Genomic DNA, 19408 nt, shown 5'->3' with positions numbered 1-19408 from the left:
AAGTTCAAGGAGGCAGCATATGTCAGAAGCCTATTTATCCATTCAAGGTGTGAACAAAACATTCGACTCCTTTACAGCACTCAGAGACATAAACATCGATATTCAAAAAAATGAATTTATTTGCTTGCTGGGTCCAAGCGGCTGCGGTAAAACAACATTGCTGCGTATTATCGCTGGTCTCGAAAAAACGACGCGCGGGCGAGTCACGGTTGGGGGCAAGGATATTACGGCTCTGCCGCCATCCAAACGAAACTTCGGGATGGTCTTTCAATCCTACGCCTTATTTCCGAATTTAACAGCTCATCAGAATGTGGCCTACGGACTGCAAGGAAGAAATCTATCGAAGAAGGAGATCAGCGATAAAGTAAGCGAGGCGCTGTCACTGGTTGATCTGCTGCATTTGAAAGACCGCTATCCTGCTCAGCTTTCGGGCGGACAACAGCAGCGAGTTGCACTTGCTAGAGCTTGCGTCCTATCGCCGGATTTTCTCCTGCTTGATGAACCGCTATCTGCATTAGATGCCAAAGTTCGGACCAAGCTGCGAGAAGAAATATGTAATTTGCAGAAGAAACTAGGCATTACAACGATTATGGTTACCCATGATCAAGAAGAAGCTTTGACTATGGCAGATCGAATTGTCGTTATGAATAATGCTGAAATTATGCAGGTCGGTACCCCTCAGCAAGTGTATGATCAACCGGAATCACCTTTTGTGGCTGATTTCATCGGTTCCATTAATTTCTTGACCTATGGGCCCCCGAAAGGGAATATTCCCCGCACTAGTTTCGCTGTCAGGCCCGAACATATTCGTATATCTTCTCCAGGTTCAGGCTTTCAAGCTGTCGTCAAGCATATGGAGTTCAGAGGTCCGTTCTATAGATTGCAATTGCAGCCAATCCGTGATTTAAGAGATTTGCTCGGAAATCAACTGCTCTCGGTGGATGTATCCTCACAGCATGCGCACAAACTGAACTTAATGAAGTTTGCCGAAGTTTCTGTTGAGTTTCCGCAAGAGAGAGTGATTTCATTTACGCCAGATGCCGGAGTGACTGCGTGATGGAGAAGCAATCTTCTGGATGGACACCGCCTGTTCGCCGAAACTGGGGAGAACTCATCAATCTGCAAAATATTCTTATCGTTGCACTTGTCATTACGTTGTCCACAACGACACTAGTGCCACTCTGTTTATTATTCAGCAAAGCCTTTTTCAATTCGAATGCGGAATTCATCGGAATTCATAATTTCATCAAATACTTCACGACGCCATCCTTGGCGCAGTCCTTATGGAATACGATATGGGTTTCTCTGCTTTCCACCGCAATTGCCGTCACCCTAGCCTTCCTGTATGCATATGGAATTAGCCGAACGACCATTCGCGGCAAAGCTTACTTGCATTATGTTGCGATGCTGCCGCTTTTTGAGCCAACCATGATGCATGGAATCGCTTTAACGTATCTTTTTGGCAATCAAGGAATCGTGACAAAGGGCTTTTTCGGATTATTGCCAAGCGGTATCAGCATTCCGATTTATGGTCCTGTAGGCATCGTTATTTCCGAGGTCATCTACTTGTTTCCTCAAGCATTCCTTATTTTCATTACGGCATTGTCCATCACGGACCAACGGTTGTATGAAGCTGCAGAAACATTAGGCGCGAGCAAGACGAAAATGTTTCTGACCGTGACCTTGCCATCGATCAAATATGGACTTATAAGCGCGATTTTCGTTTGCTTCACAGCCTGCTTTACAGATTTCGGGGCGCCGCAAGCAATCGGGGGCAAATTCAACGTATTGGCGACAGATATTTATAAGCAAGTCATCGGACAGCAAAATATGTCGATGGGCGCCACCGTTGGTATTTTGCTAACGATTCCGGCTATTATCGCCTTTGTGGTGGATCGAATGGTGGAGCGCAAACAGCGTTCTATGCTTTCTTCCAAGTCGACTCCTTACCGGATTGCTGCTGGAAAATTGCGTGATAGATTCTACCAAATCTTTGGGTTGTTTATTTCAATTGCGATACTTATTCCATTAATTACCATTGTTTGTGCTTCATTGATCAAAGTTTGGCCCTATAATTTAAGTTTTAGTTTCAAACATTATGATTTCTCCCATGTAGCAGGTTCCGGACTTGACCCGTTCTGGACTAGTTTAAAGGTATCGTTCCTTACCGCAATAGTCGGAACGTTCATTACTTTCTTATTCGCTTATTTGATCGAGAAATCGCGTCATTTGAACGGACTTAGGCAGATTGGCTATTTCCTGTCCGTGCTGCCGCTTGCCCTGCCTGGTATGGTAATAGGTTTGGCTTACATTTTCTTCTTTAATAATCCGAACAATCCCTTGAATTGGGTTTACGGAACGATGATCATCCTTGTGCTGGCCAATATCACTCACTTCTATGGCGTGCCTTTCATCACAGCGACGACGGCGCTCAAGAAACTGGATAAAGAATTCGAACTCGTTTCTGAATCGATGCGCGTACCGTTCTACCGAACACTGCTGAAAGTAACGGTTCCGATGTGTTTGCCAGCCATCATTGAAATTGCCATGTACTTCTTTGTCAACGCAATGGTTACCGTTTCGGCCGTCGTGTTTCTACGGTCTGCGGATTTGAATCTAGCTGCCGTTGCCCTGGTCAGTATGGAGGATGCAGGTGATGTTGCAGCCGCCGCTGCTATGGCGGTGCTCATCGTAATTACGAATATTATCGTGAGACTGCTTTACACGATCCTTTCGAAGAAGGTAAGAAGGAAAACAGATGCATGGCAAGTTCGCCAATAGTCGTTGCCTGCAAGGGGGTTACCGTTCATGTCATTAATCGGTGAATCGCGTAAGGAGTATATTCTTAATCAGATCAATTCGGAAGGCAAAGTGATTACCCATGAGCTGGTGGATGTGTTCCAAGTTTCGTCCGAGACTGTACGCAGGTATTTGGAGGATCTTGAGGAGACTAACCAGTTAAAGCGGGTCTACGGCGGCGCGGTGAAAATTAGTCGTTCCCGTGAAGAACCTTCCCATTTGAACAGGGAAGTCCTGCATGTGGACGAAAAGCGTAAAATTGGCCAGGCGGCTGCCTTGCTCGTCGAGGACAATGAAGTGATTTTCATTGATGACGGCTCGACGACCCTGCAGATGATCGAGCATCTGCTGCATAAGCAAGATCTCACGATTTTGACCAACTCCATTCCTGCGCTCTTTTCGCTCATTGATTATAAAAATAGAGATCTCTACTCGGGAGAAATATTTTTCATCGGAGGCAAAGTAAGCTCGCTGCAATCCAGAGTTGTCGGCTCATTGGCCGAGAAACTGGTGGAACATTTCTATGCAGACAAAGCGTTTATCTCCATCGATGGGATAATGATCGACAAAGGGATCACATCGTTTGATGAAGAGCGCGGTCAATTAGTGAGGAAGATGATGGAGCATGCCAAAATGAGCGTTGTGGTTGCCGACCATTCCAAAATTGGTATGGTGCAATTTTATAAAATGTCCGATTTGAAAGAAATCGATGTCATTGTCAGTGGAGTTCCAGCACCGGAAGAATGGAAAGCTGAGTTAGATCGCGTAAGTGTAGAGTGGATCGCATCGGAATAACAATAATTTATGGACTGTGAGAGGGATGGTTAGGATGGCGAAAAAAGTTGAAGGTCAAATTCAAGCCGTTATTTTTGATTGGGCAGGTACGATGGTTGATTTCGGGTGTTTCGCGCCGCTCGAAGTGTTTCTCCGAATCTTTGAGAAGCGGGGCATTGCCATTACCGCAGAAGAAGCGCGGGGCCCGATGGGATTATTGAAGTGGGATCATATCCAAACGTTATGCGGCATACCGCGAATTGCGCAGTTATGGAAGGAGCAATTCGGGGCTCTGCCGACAGATGCCGATGTGGATGACTTGTATGCCGATTTCGAGCCGCTGCTTTTTGAAATTTTACCCCAGTACACGGACCCGATTCCTGGTGCTCTGGATTTGATGAAGGAGCTGCGGGCCAGAGGGCTGAAAATAGGCTCAACAACCGGATATACAAGGGAAATGATGGATATTGTGAGTCGAGAAGCCAAATTGAAAGGATATGAGCCGGATTCCTTGGTGACTCCTTCTGAAGTGAGGGCGGGGAGACCACATCCCTGGATGTGTTACCTAAATGCCATGAATTTAGGGGTTTATCCGTTTAAGGCGATTGTCAAAGTCGGCGATACGATCAGCGATATACAGGAAGGTGTCAATGCCGGGGCATGGAGTGTTGGCGTCGTGAAAGGCGGAAGCGAGCTCGGCCTTACCGAGGAGGAAGTGAACACGCTGCCGGCTGAAGAATTGGAAGCGAAAATGGCTGTCGTTGAGAAACGTTTCTTTGAAGCCGGAGCTCATTACGTGATCCCGACGATCGGCGATCTTGTGCATGTCATTGATGACATTAACGTGCGTATGGCTGGAGGCGACCAATAGATGAACAAAGCGAAGGAGAGTATCACGATGAATATTGAGCTGATCGAAGACAACCCATATTTACTTCTGACGCCAGGACCGCTTTCCACTAGTAAAAGGGTAAAGGCGGCTATGCTGAAAGACTGGTGTACATGGGATGATGACTATAATCGAATTGTCCAGGATATTCGGACCAGACTTGTTCGACTAGCAACCAAAGAGGCTTCGTTTTATTCCTCCGTTCTGATGCAAGGCAGCGGCTCATTTTGCGTGGAAGCTGTCATCGGAAGCGTTATTCCGCAGCATGGCAAAATCCTTGTTATGGCTAATGGCGCATATGGCCAGCGGATGGCACATATGGCCAAAATGCTGAATATTCCGCTCGTCCTCTTGGATAACGGAGAGGTTGCTCCTCCGGATTTGAATCAATTGGAATCCTTGCTGCAAGAAGATGCGGATATTACGCACGTAGCTGTTGTTCATTGCGAAACGACGACAGGCATGTTAAACCCGATTGAAGCCGTAGGCCGCATAGCAAAAAAATATAACAAAACCTATATTGTAGATGCCATGAGCTCCTTTGGCGGAATTCCGATGGATATGGCGGATCTGCAAATTGATTTCCTGATCAGCAGCGCGAACAAGTGCATTCAAGGAGTGCCTGGATTCGGCTTCGTTATCGCCAAGATCGATGAATTGGAAAAGTGCGCAGGCTGGGCCCGTTCGCATTCTCTCGATTTGTACGATCAATGGGACAAAATGGAACATTACAACGGCAAATGGCGGTTCACCTCTCCGACTCACGTCGTCCGTGCTTTCTACGAAGCTCTGAAAGAACTAGCAGATGAAGGTGGCATTGTCGCCAGATACAATCGATACAAAACTAGCCAGCGAGCGCTCGTCAAAGGAATGAAACTGCTCGGTTTCGAAACGCTGCTGCCCGAGCAGCTGCAGTCGCCAATCATCACATCCTTCTTATATCCCGAAAGCGAAGCTTTCCAGTTCCAGACTTTATATGAGAAATTGAAGCGCAGAGGCTTTGTTATTTATCCGGGGAAAATTACGAATGCGAATACGTTCCGGATCGGCAACATCGGGGAAGTACAGGTAGACGATATGATTCGTCTAGTGGATGCGATACAGCAAGAAAAATTTTGGACATAACCAAGGGAGATGAATGAGCATGATTATTGGCGTACCGAAAGAAATTAAAAACAATGAGAATCGAGTGGGGATTACACCTGCGGGCGTTGCTTCTTTTAGACAGCATGGGCATGAGGTTTGGATTGAGGCCGGCGCTGGTTGGGGGAGCGGCTTTGCAAACGAAGATTATATTGAAGCAGGCGCCAAAATAGTGCCCTTCGCAGCGGATGCTTGGTCGGCGGAGATGGTTCTTAAAGTAAAAGAACCGCTTGAAGACGAGTACGTGTATTTTCGGGAAGGATTAATTCTATTCACTTACTTGCATCTTGCGGCAGAATCCGAGTTGACCCGAGCGTTAACGGATAAGAAAGTGATAGCCATCGCCTATGAAACCATTCAATTAAGCAATGGATCGCTGCCGCTGCTGACGCCGATGAGTGAAGTCGCGGGCCGGATGTCGATTCAAATCGGCGCCCAATTCCTTGAGAAGTCCAAAGGAGGAAAAGGAATTCTTCTAGGCGGTGTTCCTGGCGTAGCACCAGCTGAAGTTGTGATTATTGGCGGCGGTGTGGTGGGGACGCAAGCGGCCAAAATGGCCATTGGCTTGGGCGCAAGCGTGACGCTGCTTGATGTGAATGCGGAGCGGCTGCGCCAGCTGGATGATCAATTTCAGGGTCGTCTGCGCACATTAATGTCGCATGGCAGCAATATTGCAGAGGCTGTTAAGAAAGCGGACCTGCTGATCGGTGCGGTACTGATTCCAGGCAGCCGCGCGCCGCGGCTCGTGACAGAAGCTGTCGTGAAAACGATGAAACCTGGTTCCGTTATCGTGGATGTAGCCATTGATCAAGGCGGATCGATTGAAACCATCGACCGGATTACAACACATAGCAACCCGACATACGTGAAGCACGGCGTTGTGCATTATGCAGTTGCCAATATGCCTGGAGCGGTTGCCCAGACATCCACAGTCGCATTAACGAACGTCACGATAGGCTATGGCTTGCAGATTGCGAATAAAGGCTATCGTGAAGCCGGATTGCAGCATAAAGATTTGGCCAAAGGTTTCAACACAATTGAGGGCAAAATTACGTATAAAGCAGTTGCTGAAGCGCAGGGGTATCCCTATGTTGAGATCGATAGCGTTCTCAAAGATCTGCCTATATCCGTATAGAAAACCTCGTATGCTGCCAGAAACGAGAAAAGTGGGGGAAGTGCCGTGTTGATGTCTCACTTTATTATCAAACTAGCTATAGCTCTATTTCTTGGCATGCTGATTGGCATTGACCGACAGCTGAAGCATAAGCCTGTAGGCATGAAGACCAACATGGTCATTGCTGTTGCAAGTTGTTTGATTACGTTGGTCTCCATCGAGTCAGTAAGCAAGTTTTCCATTCCTGGCCACACCAATATGGATCCGATGCGGCTCGCTGCACAAATTGTGAGCGGCGTCGGATTCTTGGGTGCAGGCGTTATTTTAAGAAAAAGCAATGATGAAATTTCCGGGTTGACCACAGCTTCGATGGTATGGTCAGCCTCTGCGCTGGGCATAGCAACGGGAGCCGGGTACTATCTCCAGGCCTTTGTAGCCGTTATCTTCATTATTCTGTCCGTTAATTTGTTCCCCGTCCTTATTAAGTTAATCGGTCCCCGTTCACTCAAACAAAGATATTTGGAAGTAAGAATTGTTTTTCATGAAAGCCAGGATCCCAATGTGATTTTTCAAAAGTTGAAAGAATTAAACATGCAGGTCGAGCGCGTTAAAGTGAAAGATGTGGAAGGAAGCTCCAATCAGCTGGAATTGAAGTTGCTAACGTATGAGAAAGTGCAGGCGACGGACGTTTATTCCTTGTTGAAATCAGTTGAACATGTTTCTTTTGTGGAAATTGAGAGCAGGTAATTGAATTGTCAAACTCGAGCTATCCTCAGAAGATACGTGCCGGATGAACATACAAACCGTGCGGAAGCAGCGCAAGCGATTTACAATCTGCTGAAATAAATATTGAAAGATCGCCAACCACCTGTACCATTACGGAGGTTGGCGATTTTTTTTGTATCCTCGCGCAGATAAGGGAACGTCAGTACGCTATTTTATCCCGAATAGCCCTTTTTGTTCGCGAAGGGGAACTGTAAGCCTCTATTTCGCCAATATTCGCAGAAAGACCCATATTTATCTGAAATAAGACCCTGTAGTTCCGCTTCGTTCCCAGAAAATGCACATTTGGCTAAAATAGTGGCCTGTACTTCCTTTAACAGTGGCAACCAAGGAGTAAGCAACTATAAACACTCACACCTTGGAATGTCCTTTCAGTTCGATATATTTACAAAATCACCATATGAAATTAATTTTCCGCAAACAAATAAGCAATAAAATAAAACTAAACATAAACAAAAACAATTAAAAAAAGTGGTTTTAAATGTTTTTTCATTATAAATGATCAGAAGGAGGACTTACATATTGAATGCCAAAAAATTCGTATCCGCATTAATGGTATGCACCATCGCTTGTTCTGTGGTTTATTCAGGCGGGATAAGTTTAATCCCGGTCGCATCGGCAACCGTCACGGTAGATAAGCCAGTGCCCTCAGTGCCGGCAGGCCGCTATGAGCAAACAGTAAATGTTACCCTTACCTCCACGACGCAAGGTGCAGACATCTATTACACGCTCGACGGTACTTTGCCTGACGAATCCAGCCTCAAATTTAACGGGACGCCGATTGCTCTCACGGAATCGACGAACATCTCGGCTATTGCCTTGAAAGACGGTGTTTGGAGTACTGCAAGGACGTACGGTTACATCATTAAAACATCCGAACAACCGCTGCTGAAATTTGCAGCGATGTCTGATCTTCATATCGGAACGAACACACCAGCGGATAAACTTAGTACGAAAGCACGGTACACCAGCAACTTTGATGTGATGTCTTCCATTTTCAAGCCGGATGCCATTGTTATCGGAGGCGATTTAATCAATGATAATAACGATGGCAAAGGACCGGATCATACATTTGTTCATGAAGTTTTACAGGAGCAAATGGCAAGAAAAGGTTGGGGGAGTATGCCTGTACAGATCGCCATCGGCAATCATGACGCTAGCGTAGCGGATGTCAAAGCTGGATATCCGGATGAATGGTTCACGAGTCAGTCGAACGGTTATTATGAGAAGACAATCAAGGACTATTCCTTTTTCTTCTTGAACGGGAACAGCTACAATGGTGACACGAATCAACGGAATTGGTTGAAGGGGAGACTCGCAGCGTTGATGAGCGATCCGGCAAACCTAAACAAGCCGATCTTTATTACTTTGCATCATCCGGTTACTGCTACTGTCATGGACGGACAGCAATCTACCAATTCGAACTTGTATACAGATTTGCAAAATTTTCCGCAAGTTATCGTCTTGTCCGGTCACTCGCATTTGAATATTAACGATGACCGTTCCATTTACCAGAAAGACTTTACAGCGATTAATTTGGGGTCCATGTCTTATGTGGAGACAGAGGGTGGGTATGCTGCTGTCACACATGAAGGTCTAATGGCTGGTCGTGACCAATTTCCTGTTAATCAATCGGAATTTATTGAGGTATACCAGGATCGCATAGAGATTGAGCGAGTGGAGTATAACGGTGATCCAGGCTCCATCATTAATGGAGGTAATTGGCAAGGAATAGGAAGAGAAGGAGCGGGCACCCCGCCTCCGTACTCCAGTGCCGGCGCATTAGCAGGAAAGAAATGGGTTGTGAAGCTGCGAGGCAATTCCAATGCGGAAATTAAAAGCAACTTCACGTACACAACAAGCAACCGCAACAAAACAGCGCCTCAATTCCCGGCGAACCCCGAGATCAAAGTGCTGCCGGGAGTGAATAACGTACCGGTGCTTTCTTTCCGACAAGCCAAAGACGATCAGTCCATGCATCACTATGAAATCAAGCTGTTGAACCAGAGAACGGCTGAAACAGTGAAATCATTCAACGTGTTGTCGGATTATTATTTTTCGCCGATTCCGAATAAAATGAATATTCCGATGGCCGACTTGGAGCCGGCAACCTCCTATGTGGTCAACGTGACAGCGGTGGATGTTTATGGCAACAAAAGCACTCCTGTGCAATCTACCTACCGGACCGGAGGCACGGCGCCGGGATTGACACCGATTGACCCAAATACGATGTGGAATCAGCTCGTGTCTAATATGAAATTCGATGGCAATCTGAATGAGGAAGCTAGCGGGGTAACCGGTAAGGCTGCCCAAAGCGGTGATGTCACTTTCGTCTCAGGTAAATCTGGTCAAGCCGTCAAAATTGCAGCTGGCAATGCCAATTATGTGGACCTTGGCGTGCGAGACGACTTGAAGTTCGGAAATGGTAGCTTCACGATCTCGTTCTGGCATATGGGCGATTTGGCCGGGGATCAGACGGTTCTCGCCAATAAAAACTGGAATTCGGGTGGGAATCTAGGCTGGTATGTCGGACCTGCTACTACGAACTACATGAGCCTTAACATGGCGGCTGGAGGAAATCGTATTGATTTTTCAGCTCAAAATGTGGGAGTAGAGTGGCACTACTTCACGTTATCGGTAGACAGGATCAACAAGACAGCCTCAACGTATGTGGACGGTGTTGTGAAGGCAACCAAGGACATTTCTGCATTAGGCACAGCCAGTCTGGATACTTCTTTTAACATTATTCTCGGAGCAGATGGCAATAAGGGAAATGGAGGAGCAGAAGTTACGCTGGATGATTTGAAAATCTGGAAGCGTGCTCTGACTGCTACGGAAGCCAAAGCGCTATCCGATTCTTATAAAGAAGAGACGACAGAGAATATATACAATTTCAATCAATTGACGTCAAAACTTCAAGAAGCTGAGCAATTCGCAGCGCAAATTGCGGGTACAACAGGACTATCTCTTCCTGTACAGGTGCAAAATGAGCTAACGTCTCAAATTGTTGCAGCCAAATCTTTGACATCGGGTTCTGGTGCAACGGTAATCGATCAGGCTTATCTGGATTTGATTTGGGCGTTAAAAGCAGCGCAGGGTGCTGTCGTATATACATTCTTACCCAAAACAAATTTCTCCCTGCAATCTTACAGTTCATATGCCGAAAATGACAATGATGAAGCGAAAAACATCCTGGACGGGCAAGAGACGACGATTTGGCATTCCAACTATGAGGCACCGGCTGATCCTTTCCCGCACTGGGTCATTATTGATATGAAGAATACGAATAAGATCAATGGTGTTCAGAGAAAGAGCCGTACCAATCAATCGTATATGGCATTCCCTAAAACGTTTGAATTGTACGCCTCGGATAATCTGGATGATTTGAAGAATCCTGCTTTCCTAGATAATGCGGCTAACAAGGCTGTCGGCACGTTTGGCAAGACCTGGGCAGGCACGGTTTATAAGGATTATGTTTCTTTGGATAAAACACTGCAGGGCCGGTATGTGAAATTTGTCGTGACTGGAACCTATGATCAGGCCGCAATCTATACCAGTATGAGCGAAATTGATTTTACTGGTGAAAAGGCTTTAAGCGGGGATGCAGCTTTAACCGAATTGAAAGTCAATGGCGCTGCGATCAGCGGCTTCGAGCCGGATAAGCTCGGGTATGCGATATCGGTGCCGTACGAGACGACTGTGGCAACCGTGACATATTCGAAAGCGGACCCTGCTGCAACCGTAGCGGTGAGTGGCGGCAAGAATTTGGTTGTCGGTGATAATACAGTCACTGTTAAAGTGACGTCGCAAGACAGTACAGTGAAGGCTTATACCATCGTAGTAACCAGACAACCTCAACCGCTATCGTCCGACAGTTCTTTAATCGATCTGAGCGTGAACGGAACGGCGGTGAGTGGATTCGCAGGGGATAAGTTCGACTATGCGATGTTGGTACCCTATGAGACGACGGTTACAAATGTGACCTATACGAAAGCGAATTCTGCTTCAACCTTAGCGGTGAGTGGCGGCCAGAATTTGATCGTCGGCGATAATCCAGTCACCGTTAAGGTGACGTCGCAAGATGGTACCCGCCAAAGTACGTATACGCTAGTAGTAACCAGACAACCTCAATCGGCATCGTCCAACGCAACGCTGCGGGATCTGCAGGTGAATGGAGTGACAGTGAGCGGCTTTGCACCGGACAAGCTGAACTACTCCATGGATGTTCCTTACAGCACAACTGTGGCCACTGTGACTTATTCGGTTTATCATACTGCAGCTAAGGCCGCTGTCACAGGGAGCAGCAGCTTAAATGTTGGCTCCAATGTGATTACCGTTAAGGTGACGGCACAGAATGGTACGATCAATGAATATGGCATTACGGTAAATCGTTCGTCAAGTTCAAATTTAGATCCGGGACCATCCGAATCTTCAGGGCCATCGACAACGCCGGATAAACCGAAGTTGCCAGAAGATGCAGTAACTATCAAGGACGATGACTTGAAGGACGGTCAGTCCTCCGTATCTGTCGAATTACCGGAAGGGAAGAATCGCCTGATTATTGGGGTTGAGCAGGCTGAACAGCTTGAAGGACGCCCTTTGCAAGTTCAGGCTCCGAACGTCAAACTGACCGTTCCTGGTGAACTTTTGAAATCCGCAAGCAGCCTGCTGCCGACACCTGATGACAAGGCTGAGGTTACCGTGAAAATCGAACCGGTTGCAGCAGCGCAAGCAGAGCGGACTCTACAGGAAGCAAGCCGCAAAGACAACGCGAATTACAAGTTGGGCGGACAAATGGTTGATCTCTCGATCTTCGCGACCAACGCTGAGGGCAAACAGTTTGCCCTGGATAAGCTTGAGAAACCTGTCACGATGACGTTCCCAATTCCAGCGGGAATGAATCCGAAACTGGCTGGCATCTACGAGATTAAGAAAGACGGAAGCCTTGTCTACCTGGGCGGAAAGCGTGTTAATGGAAATACCGCTATCGAAGTCGGGACTGATCGACTTAGCCAATACGCCGTGCTTTCTTTGGAGAAGAATTACAATGACGTGACGGATAAGCACTGGGCATTCGCGACAATTCGAGAGCTGTCAGCCCAGCATATCGTTAACGGGGCAACGGACGCAACCTTTGCGCCTGGCAAAGACATATCCCGCGCCGAGTTCGCAGCTTTGCTCGCCCGGACGCTAGGTCTTTCATCTGCTGATACGTCTCCGTTCGGTGATGTGACAGCGAAAGACTGGTATGCGAAGGAAGTAGCTGCCGCCTATAAAGCCGGCATTATTTCTGGCAATGAGCAGCAAGCTTTTGAACCGAATCGCAGCATCACCAGAGAAGAGATGGCTGTTATGCTCGTCCGCGCTTATGAGCACCGGACAGGCGCCAAACTCAAGCCATCCTCAGAAGCAAGTTCGGATGCATCCGAGATCAGTGATTGGGCCCTGCCTTTTGTGAACAGCGCGCTGAAAGCGAGGCTGCTCTCCGGCCGCCAAGAAGGGCTGTTCGTACCGGATGAACATACAACCCGTGCGGAAGCTGCACAAGCGATCTACAACCTGCTGAAATAGACATAAGAAGATCGCCAACCACCTAATCGCTAACCAAAATACGATCAGGGATGGAGGGCGATCTTTTTTTGTAACTTCATAGGATAAGGGAACGTCAGTACGCTATTTTAACCAAAATAGCCGTTTTCGTTCGCGAAGGGGAACTGTAAGCCTCTATTACGCCAATATTCGTGAAAAGACTCGTATTTACCCTGAATAAGACCCTGTAGTTCCGCTTCGTTCCTAGAAACTGCACATTTACCTAATATAGCGGGCTGTAGTTCCCTTAACAGGGGGCTTCCAAAGTAATATGAGCTTTTTTGAAAAAATCTATTTACAGGGAGGACTTCTCGTGTTGAATGCCAAGAAATTCATATCCGTATTTATGGCCTGCACCATCGCTTGCTTTGTTGTTTATTCAGCGGGAGCAGGTTTTATCCCGGCTGCCGTGGCCGCCGTCACTGTCGATAAGCCTGTGCCTTCCATCCCAGGAGGCCGCTATGAGCAATCCATCAACGTTGAGCTTACCACCACGACTCCAGGGGCAGACATCTATTATACGCTGGACGGTACATTGCCTGACGAAACCAGCCTCAAATATAATGGAACACCGATCGTTCTCACGGCATCGGCGAACGTTTCGGTAATTGCTATGAAAGATGACGACTGGAGTACAGCCGGGACTTACGGCTATATCATTAAGACTACCGAAAAGCCACTGTTGAAATTCGCTGCGATGGGTGACGTCCATATGGCGCCGGGTACAGCTGAGGATGATGCCAATAATCGAGCCAGATGGGTGAGTAATTTTGATGTTCTCGGTTCTGTCCTGCCTAATCCGGATGCCATCGTTTTTGCCGGTGATATGATTAATGATAATAACTTTAACACGGGTCAACATCATTCGTTCGTTTACGATATTTTAAAAACACAGATGGAAAGAAAAGGCTGGAGCGGTATGCAAATGCAGATTGCGATCGGCAACCATGACGCACGCGTCTCTGATGTGCAAAAAGGTTATCCGGCGGATTGGTTCACGAGCCAATCGAACGGTTATTACGAGAAGATAATCAAAGGGTATTCCTTCTTATTCGTGAACGCGAACAACTACAACGGAGACACGACACAAAGAAACTGGCTGAAGGGACGGCTCGCTGCGATAACTGCTGATCCGGCAAATCGCAATAAGCCGATCTTCCTTACTTTGCACCATCCGGTTGCCGGAACGGTCATGGATGGGCAGCAGGCTTCCAATGAGAACCTGAATACGGATCTGAAGGATTTTCCGCAAGTTGTTGTATTATCGGGTCACTCTCACTTGAACATTAATGATGAGCGCTCGATATTCCAGAAGGACTTCACCGTGATCAATGTCGGATCTATGTCGTATTTGGAGACGGAATACGGGTATTCCATGGTCACGAAAGAAGGAGAACTGAATGAGACAGCTTTATTCTCAGGGACTCAATCCCCAGTCATAGAGGTGTATCAGGATCGTATAGAGATCGAGCGTATTGAGTATCAATGGGGTAAAGGTTCTAATGTCCCGGCTTTCAACAGTGCCGGCGCATTAGCGGGTAAGAAGTGGGTCGTGAAATTAAAAGGCAACACTAACGAAGAAATCAAAAGCAATTTTACGTACAAGCCGCAAAACCGCAACAAAGTAGCGCCGGTGTTCCCGACGAACCTGGATATGAAAGTAGAAAAGAGAGCGGATAACGTGCCCGTGCTCTCGTTCAAGCAAGCCAAGGACGATGACTCCATGCATCATTACGAAGCCACAGTGTATGACTATAGAACGGCTCAAGTAGAAAAGACGTATAATGTTTTGTCGGATTTTTACTTCACACCGATCCCGAATAACATGAATATTCCTATGAAGGATCTCAATCCGGCAAAGTCTTATCTGATATCCGTAAAGGCAACGGATGCTACTGGCAACTCAAGCGCTCCGGTGCAAATACTCTATGCTTCTCAAGTTGCACCGCCGGCGCCGACGCCGATTGACCCAACTACGATGTGGAATCAGCTCGTATCGGATATGAAATTCGAAGACAATCTGAATGAGGATGCTGCGGGCGCAAGCGGCTTGGCTTCTCAGGTTGGTACGGTCTCCTACGTGACGGGCAAATCTGGACAAGCTGTCAGCATTGCATCAGGCAATGCCAATTATGTCGATCTTGGTGATAGATCGGACTTGAAGTTCGGAAATGGCGACTTCACGGTCTCATTCTGGCATAAGGGTGATTTGGCAGGAGATCAAACAGTCCTTTCCAACAAAAATTGGAATTCAGGCGGGAATCTAGGCTGGTACATTGGCCCTGCGATTTCGAACAACATGACCCTTAATTTGGCTAATGGGGTCGGAAATCGTGTCGATACTACAGCTGCAAGCGTAGGAAAAGACTGGCACTATTTTACGATATCGGTAAACAGGGCAAGTCATACAGCATCAACGTATGTTGACGGTATTAAGCAAGCCACGGGCGACATTTCCACATTGGGAACATCCAGCTTGGATACCAATTTCCACATCATTCTCGGTGCAGATGGCAATAAAAGCAATGGCGGTGCGACCGTTACGCTGGACGATCTGAAAATATGGAAACGCGCCCTGTCCGCGACGGAAGCCAAAGCGCTCTCCGACTCGTATCAGTCGGCCAATTTGTACAACTTCAGTCAGTTGACATCCAAAATTCAGGAAGCAGAGCAATTCGCTGCGCATGTTGCAGGAATAACTGGTGCATCTCTCCCAGCACAAGTGCAAACGGAATTGACAGCTAAGCTTGCTGCCGCAAAAGCCGTGATTTCAGGATCTGAAGCAGCTGTGATTGATCAGGTTTATATCGATCTGATGTGGGCGCTCCAAACGGCCCAAGCTAAACTCAACTACACATTCATCACGAAAAAGAATTTTTCTATCGATTCATTCAGTTCTTACGCAGACAATGAGGGTGCTTTTGCGAGCAACATTCTCGACGATTCGTTATCATCCATTTGGCATTCCAAATGGCAGTCGCCCGTGCCTGATTTCCCTCATTGGGTCATCATTGATATGAAGAGCACGCATAGTATCAATGGAATTAACAGAAAGAGCCGTCTCAGCCAAGGCGATATGGGATTCCCTAAAACGTTTGAATTATACGCCTCGGACAATTTGGCCGACTTGAAGAACTCTGCTTACTTGGCCAACCCGGCCAACAAGGTTACCGGCACATTCGGCACGACATGGACAGGTAATGTTTATTCGGATTATGCTTCACTTGGCAAAACCTTGAATGGTCGTTATGTGAAATTCGTCGTTACGTCAACGTATAATACCAACGGGGCGAAGTTTACCAGCATGAGTGAAATCGATTTTACCGGTACTAAGTTTAATGCCACCTTCGATCAGTTGACCGCAACAATTCAGGAAGCGGAGAATTTCATTGCTCATCTTGCAGGAGCTCCGGGATTATCTATTCCTGTTCAAATGAAAAGTGAACTGATGACGAAGCTTGCTGCCGCAAGAGCTATAGCTTCCGGTTCCGAAGCCGCAGTGATTGATCAGGCTTATATGGATTTGAATTCGGCCTTGAAAGCTGCCCAGAACAACATAGTTTACACATTCATGCCGAAAACCGATTTCTCAATCGATTCTTTCAGTTCCGTCGACTTGGGAAATAACAACGCGAGCAACATTCTCGACGGTTCTGAAGCCTCCATTTGGCATTCCAGATGGGAAACCCCTGCTGCGCCATTCCCGCATTGGGTCATTATCGATATGAAGAAGACGAATAAGATCAATGGTATTCAGAGAAAGAGCCGTACTAGACAAGCTGATTTGGGATTCCCGAAAACGTTTGAACTGTACGCTTCGGATAACCTGAATGACTTGAAGGATACTGCCTTCCTGGGGAATACGGCTAACAAGGTTACTGGAACGTTCGGACAAACCTGGACGGGTACGGTTTACAAGGATTATCTTTCTTTGGACAAGCCTGTGCAGGGCAGGTATGTGAAATTCGTCGTTACCAGTACGTACAACACTGATACTTCCTTGACATTTACCAGCATGAGCGAAATTGATTTTACCGGTGAAAAGATTACGGAGAATGATGCGAGTTTAAAAGATTTGAAAGTTGGTGGCGTTTCTCTCAGTGGCTTTGCGCCGGATAAGTTCGACTATGCTTTGCCAGTGCCGTATGAAACAACGGTGACCACTGTCACCTACATGGCGGCAAGTCCTTCTGCCACGGTAGTAGTGAGTGGCGGAGAGAATTTGGTTGTCGGCAGCAACCCGGTAACCGTAACGGTTGCGGCGCAAGACGGTACAATGAAGGTTTACCGTATTGCGGTAACCAGACAAGCACAAGCGCTGTCGTCTGACGCTTCTTTGCTTGATTTGCGCGTGAACGGAACGACACTGAACGGTTTCGCTCCTGACAAGCTCGACTACGCGTTGTTGGTGCCGTATGAAACAACGGTGAGCACAGTCACCTACACGGAGGCAAGTCCTTTTGCCACGGTAGTAGTGAATGGCGGCGAGAATATGGTTGTCGGCAGCAACCCGATGACCGTAACGGTTGCGGCGCAAGACGGCACAATGAAGGTTTACCGTATTGCGGTAACCAGACAAGCACAAGCGCTGTCGTCTGACGCTTCTTTGCTTGATTTGCGCGTGAACGGAACGACACTGAACGGTTTCGCTCCTGACAAGCTCGACTACGCGTTGTCGGTGCCGTATGAAACAACGGTGAGCACAGTCACCTACACGGCGGCAAGTCCTGCTGCAACGGTAGCGGTGAATGGCGGCGAGAATATGGTTGTCGGCAGCAACCCGGTAACCGTAACGGTTGCGGCGCAAGACGGTACAATGAAGGTTTACCGTATTGCGGTAAGCAGACAAGCGCAAGCGCTGTCGTCTGACGCTTATTTGCTTGATTTGCGCGTGAACGGAACGACAGCGGACGGTTTCGCTCCGGACAAGCTCGACTATGCGTTGTCGGTACCATATGAAACAACGGTGACCACTGTCACCTACATGGTGGCAAGTCCTTTTGCCACGGTAGTAGTGAGTGGCGGCGAGAATATGGTTGTCGGCAGCAACCTGGTGACCGTTACAGTTACGGCGCAGGACAGCACGTTCAAGCGATATGACATTACGGTAAAACGATTGTCAAATTCAGATCCAGATCCAGGTTCAGATCCAGGTCCTGATCAATCGGGACCATCGACAACGCCGAATAAACCGGAGCTGCCGAAAGACGCAGTAGTTATCAAGAACGAAGACATGAAGGACGGTCAGTCAACGGTATCCGTCGAACTACCGGAAGGAAAGAATCGCCTGATTATTCCGGTGGAGCAGGCCAAGCAGCTTAACGGACGCTCACTGCAAGTTCAGGATGAGAATGTCAAATTGACCGTTCCCGGTGAACTGTTGAAATCCGCAAGCAATCTGCTGCCTGCACCTGACGACAAGGCTGAGATTACCGTAAGCATCGAAGCGGTTGAAGCAGCCCAAGCAGAGCGGACACTGAAAGAAGCAAGCCGCAAGGAAGGTGGTATCTATAAACTTGGCGGACAGATGGTTGATCTCTCGATCTTCGCGACCGATGCTGACGGCAAACAGTTTGCCTTGGCTAAGCTTGCGAAGCCTGTCACGATGACGTTCCCGATTCCTGCGGGAATGGATTCTAAGCTGGCGGGTATCTACGAGATTAAGGAAGACGGAAGTCTTGTCTACTTGGGTGGAAAGCGTGTTAGCGGAAATACGGCAATCGAAGTCGGTATTGATCGACTTAGCCAATATGCCGTGCTTTCTTTGGAGAAAACGTACAATGACGTGACCAACCAGCACTGGGCATTCTCGACAATTCGAGAGCTGTCCGCCCAGCATATCGTGAATGGGGCGGTGGATGCGACCTTCGCGCCTGGCAAAGACATATCCCGCGCTGAGTTCGCAGCTTTGCTCACCCGGACGTTAGGTCTTTCATCTGCTGATACGTCTCCGTTCGGTGATGTGACAGAGAAGGACTGGTATGCGAAGGAAGTGGCTGCCGCCTATAAAGCGGGAATTATTTCTGGCAATGAGCAGCGAGCTTTCGAACCGAATCGCAGCATTACTAGAGAAGAGATGGCTGTTATGCTTGTACGCGCTTATGAGCACCGGACAGGATCGAAACTTGAGACATCCTCAGAAGCAAGTTCGGATGCATCCGAGATCAGCGATTGGGCTCTGCCTTTCGTGAACAGCGCGCTGCAAGCGAAGCTGCTCTCCGGGCGTCAAGAAGGGCTATTCGTACCGGATGAACATACAACTCGTGCGGAAGCAGCGCAAGCGATCTACAACCTGCTGAAATAGACATACCAATATC

The 19408-nt window shown here is 47.6% G+C and carries 9 protein-coding genes; all 9 read left to right on the top strand.

From position 1 onward, the window contains the following. Positions 1-19 precede the first annotated feature (19 nt). Complete coding sequence (locus IEY34_RS06360) at positions 20-1057, top strand: putative 2-aminoethylphosphonate ABC transporter ATP-binding protein (protein ID WP_189009237.1); 1038 nt, start codon at positions 20-22, stop codon at positions 1055-1057. Beyond that, positions 1057-2781 (top strand): putative 2-aminoethylphosphonate ABC transporter permease subunit, encoded by a 1725-nt coding sequence (locus tag IEY34_RS06355; RefSeq protein ID WP_189009234.1) that lies wholly within the window; start codon positions 1057-1059, stop codon positions 2779-2781. The genes IEY34_RS06360 and IEY34_RS06355 overlap by 1 nt, the downstream gene beginning before the upstream one ends. A 27-nt stretch (positions 2782-2808) precedes the next feature. Next, complete coding sequence (locus tag IEY34_RS06350; RefSeq protein WP_189009231.1) at positions 2809-3594, top strand: DeoR/GlpR family DNA-binding transcription regulator; 786 nt, start codon at positions 2809-2811, stop codon at positions 3592-3594. Positions 3595-3628: 34 nt separating this feature from the next. Then, the gene (phnX, locus tag IEY34_RS06345) at positions 3629-4444 is read left to right on the top strand and encodes a phosphonoacetaldehyde hydrolase (protein ID WP_189009228.1); all 816 of its coding nucleotides are present in this window, start codon (positions 3629-3631) and stop codon (positions 4442-4444) included. A 27-nt stretch (positions 4445-4471) separates the two neighbouring features. After that, positions 4472-5587 carry a 2-aminoethylphosphonate--pyruvate transaminase gene (gene phnW / locus IEY34_RS06340; protein ID WP_189009584.1) on the top strand — a complete coding sequence of 372 codons (1116 nt, stop codon included), beginning with the start codon at positions 4472-4474 and terminating at the stop codon, positions 5585-5587. 19 nt (positions 5588-5606) lie between these two features. After that, the gene (ald, locus tag IEY34_RS06335) at positions 5607-6740 is read left to right on the top strand and encodes an alanine dehydrogenase (RefSeq protein ID WP_189009225.1); all 1134 of its coding nucleotides are present in this window, start codon (positions 5607-5609) and stop codon (positions 6738-6740) included. A 51-nt stretch (positions 6741-6791) separates the two neighbouring features. Continuing rightward, positions 6792-7466, top strand: a complete 675-nt coding sequence (locus tag IEY34_RS06330) for an MgtC/SapB family protein (RefSeq protein WP_189009581.1) — start codon at positions 6792-6794, stop codon at positions 7464-7466. Positions 7467-8024: 558 nt separating this feature from the next. Beyond that, complete coding sequence (locus IEY34_RS06325; protein ID WP_189009222.1) at positions 8025-13073, top strand: cadherin-like beta sandwich domain-containing protein; 5049 nt, start codon at positions 8025-8027, stop codon at positions 13071-13073. A 289-nt stretch (positions 13074-13362) separates the two neighbouring features. Further along, positions 13363-19395 (top strand): S-layer homology domain-containing protein, encoded by a 6033-nt coding sequence (locus IEY34_RS06320; protein ID WP_189009219.1) that lies wholly within the window; start codon positions 13363-13365, stop codon positions 19393-19395. The last annotated feature ends 13 nt before the right edge of the window (positions 19396-19408 follow it).

Origin of the sequence: Paenibacillus marchantiophytorum, from assembly GCF_014640555.1 — a bacterium.
Taxonomy (GTDB): domain Bacteria; phylum Bacillota; class Bacilli; order Paenibacillales; family NBRC-103111; genus Paenibacillus_E; species Paenibacillus_E marchantiophytorum.
The sequence above is the reverse complement of the archived record's forward strand: the minus strand, read 5'-3'. Positions and strand labels throughout refer to the sequence as shown.

What these genes read in the sequence shown, in the direction of transcription:
- IEY34_RS06360 (WP_189009237.1), top strand. Translation starts at nt 20, where the DNA reads ATGTCAGAAGCCTATTTATCCATTCAAGGTGTGAACAAAACATTCGAC.
- IEY34_RS06355 (WP_189009234.1), top strand. Translation starts at nt 1,057, where the DNA reads ATGGAGAAGCAATCTTCTGGATGGACACCGCCTGTTCGCCGAAACTGG.
- IEY34_RS06350 (WP_189009231.1), top strand. Translation starts at nt 2,809, where the DNA reads ATGTCATTAATCGGTGAATCGCGTAAGGAGTATATTCTTAATCAGATC.
- phnX (WP_189009228.1), top strand. Translation starts at nt 3,629, where the DNA reads ATGGCGAAAAAAGTTGAAGGTCAAATTCAAGCCGTTATTTTTGATTGG.
- phnW (WP_189009584.1), top strand. Translation starts at nt 4,472, where the DNA reads ATGAATATTGAGCTGATCGAAGACAACCCATATTTACTTCTGACGCCA.
- ald (WP_189009225.1), top strand. Translation starts at nt 5,607, where the DNA reads ATGATTATTGGCGTACCGAAAGAAATTAAAAACAATGAGAATCGAGTG.
- IEY34_RS06330 (WP_189009581.1), top strand. Translation starts at nt 6,792, where the DNA reads ATGTCTCACTTTATTATCAAACTAGCTATAGCTCTATTTCTTGGCATG.
- IEY34_RS06320 (WP_189009219.1), top strand. Translation starts at nt 13,363, where the DNA reads ATGAGCTTTTTTGAAAAAATCTATTTACAGGGAGGACTTCTCGTGTTG.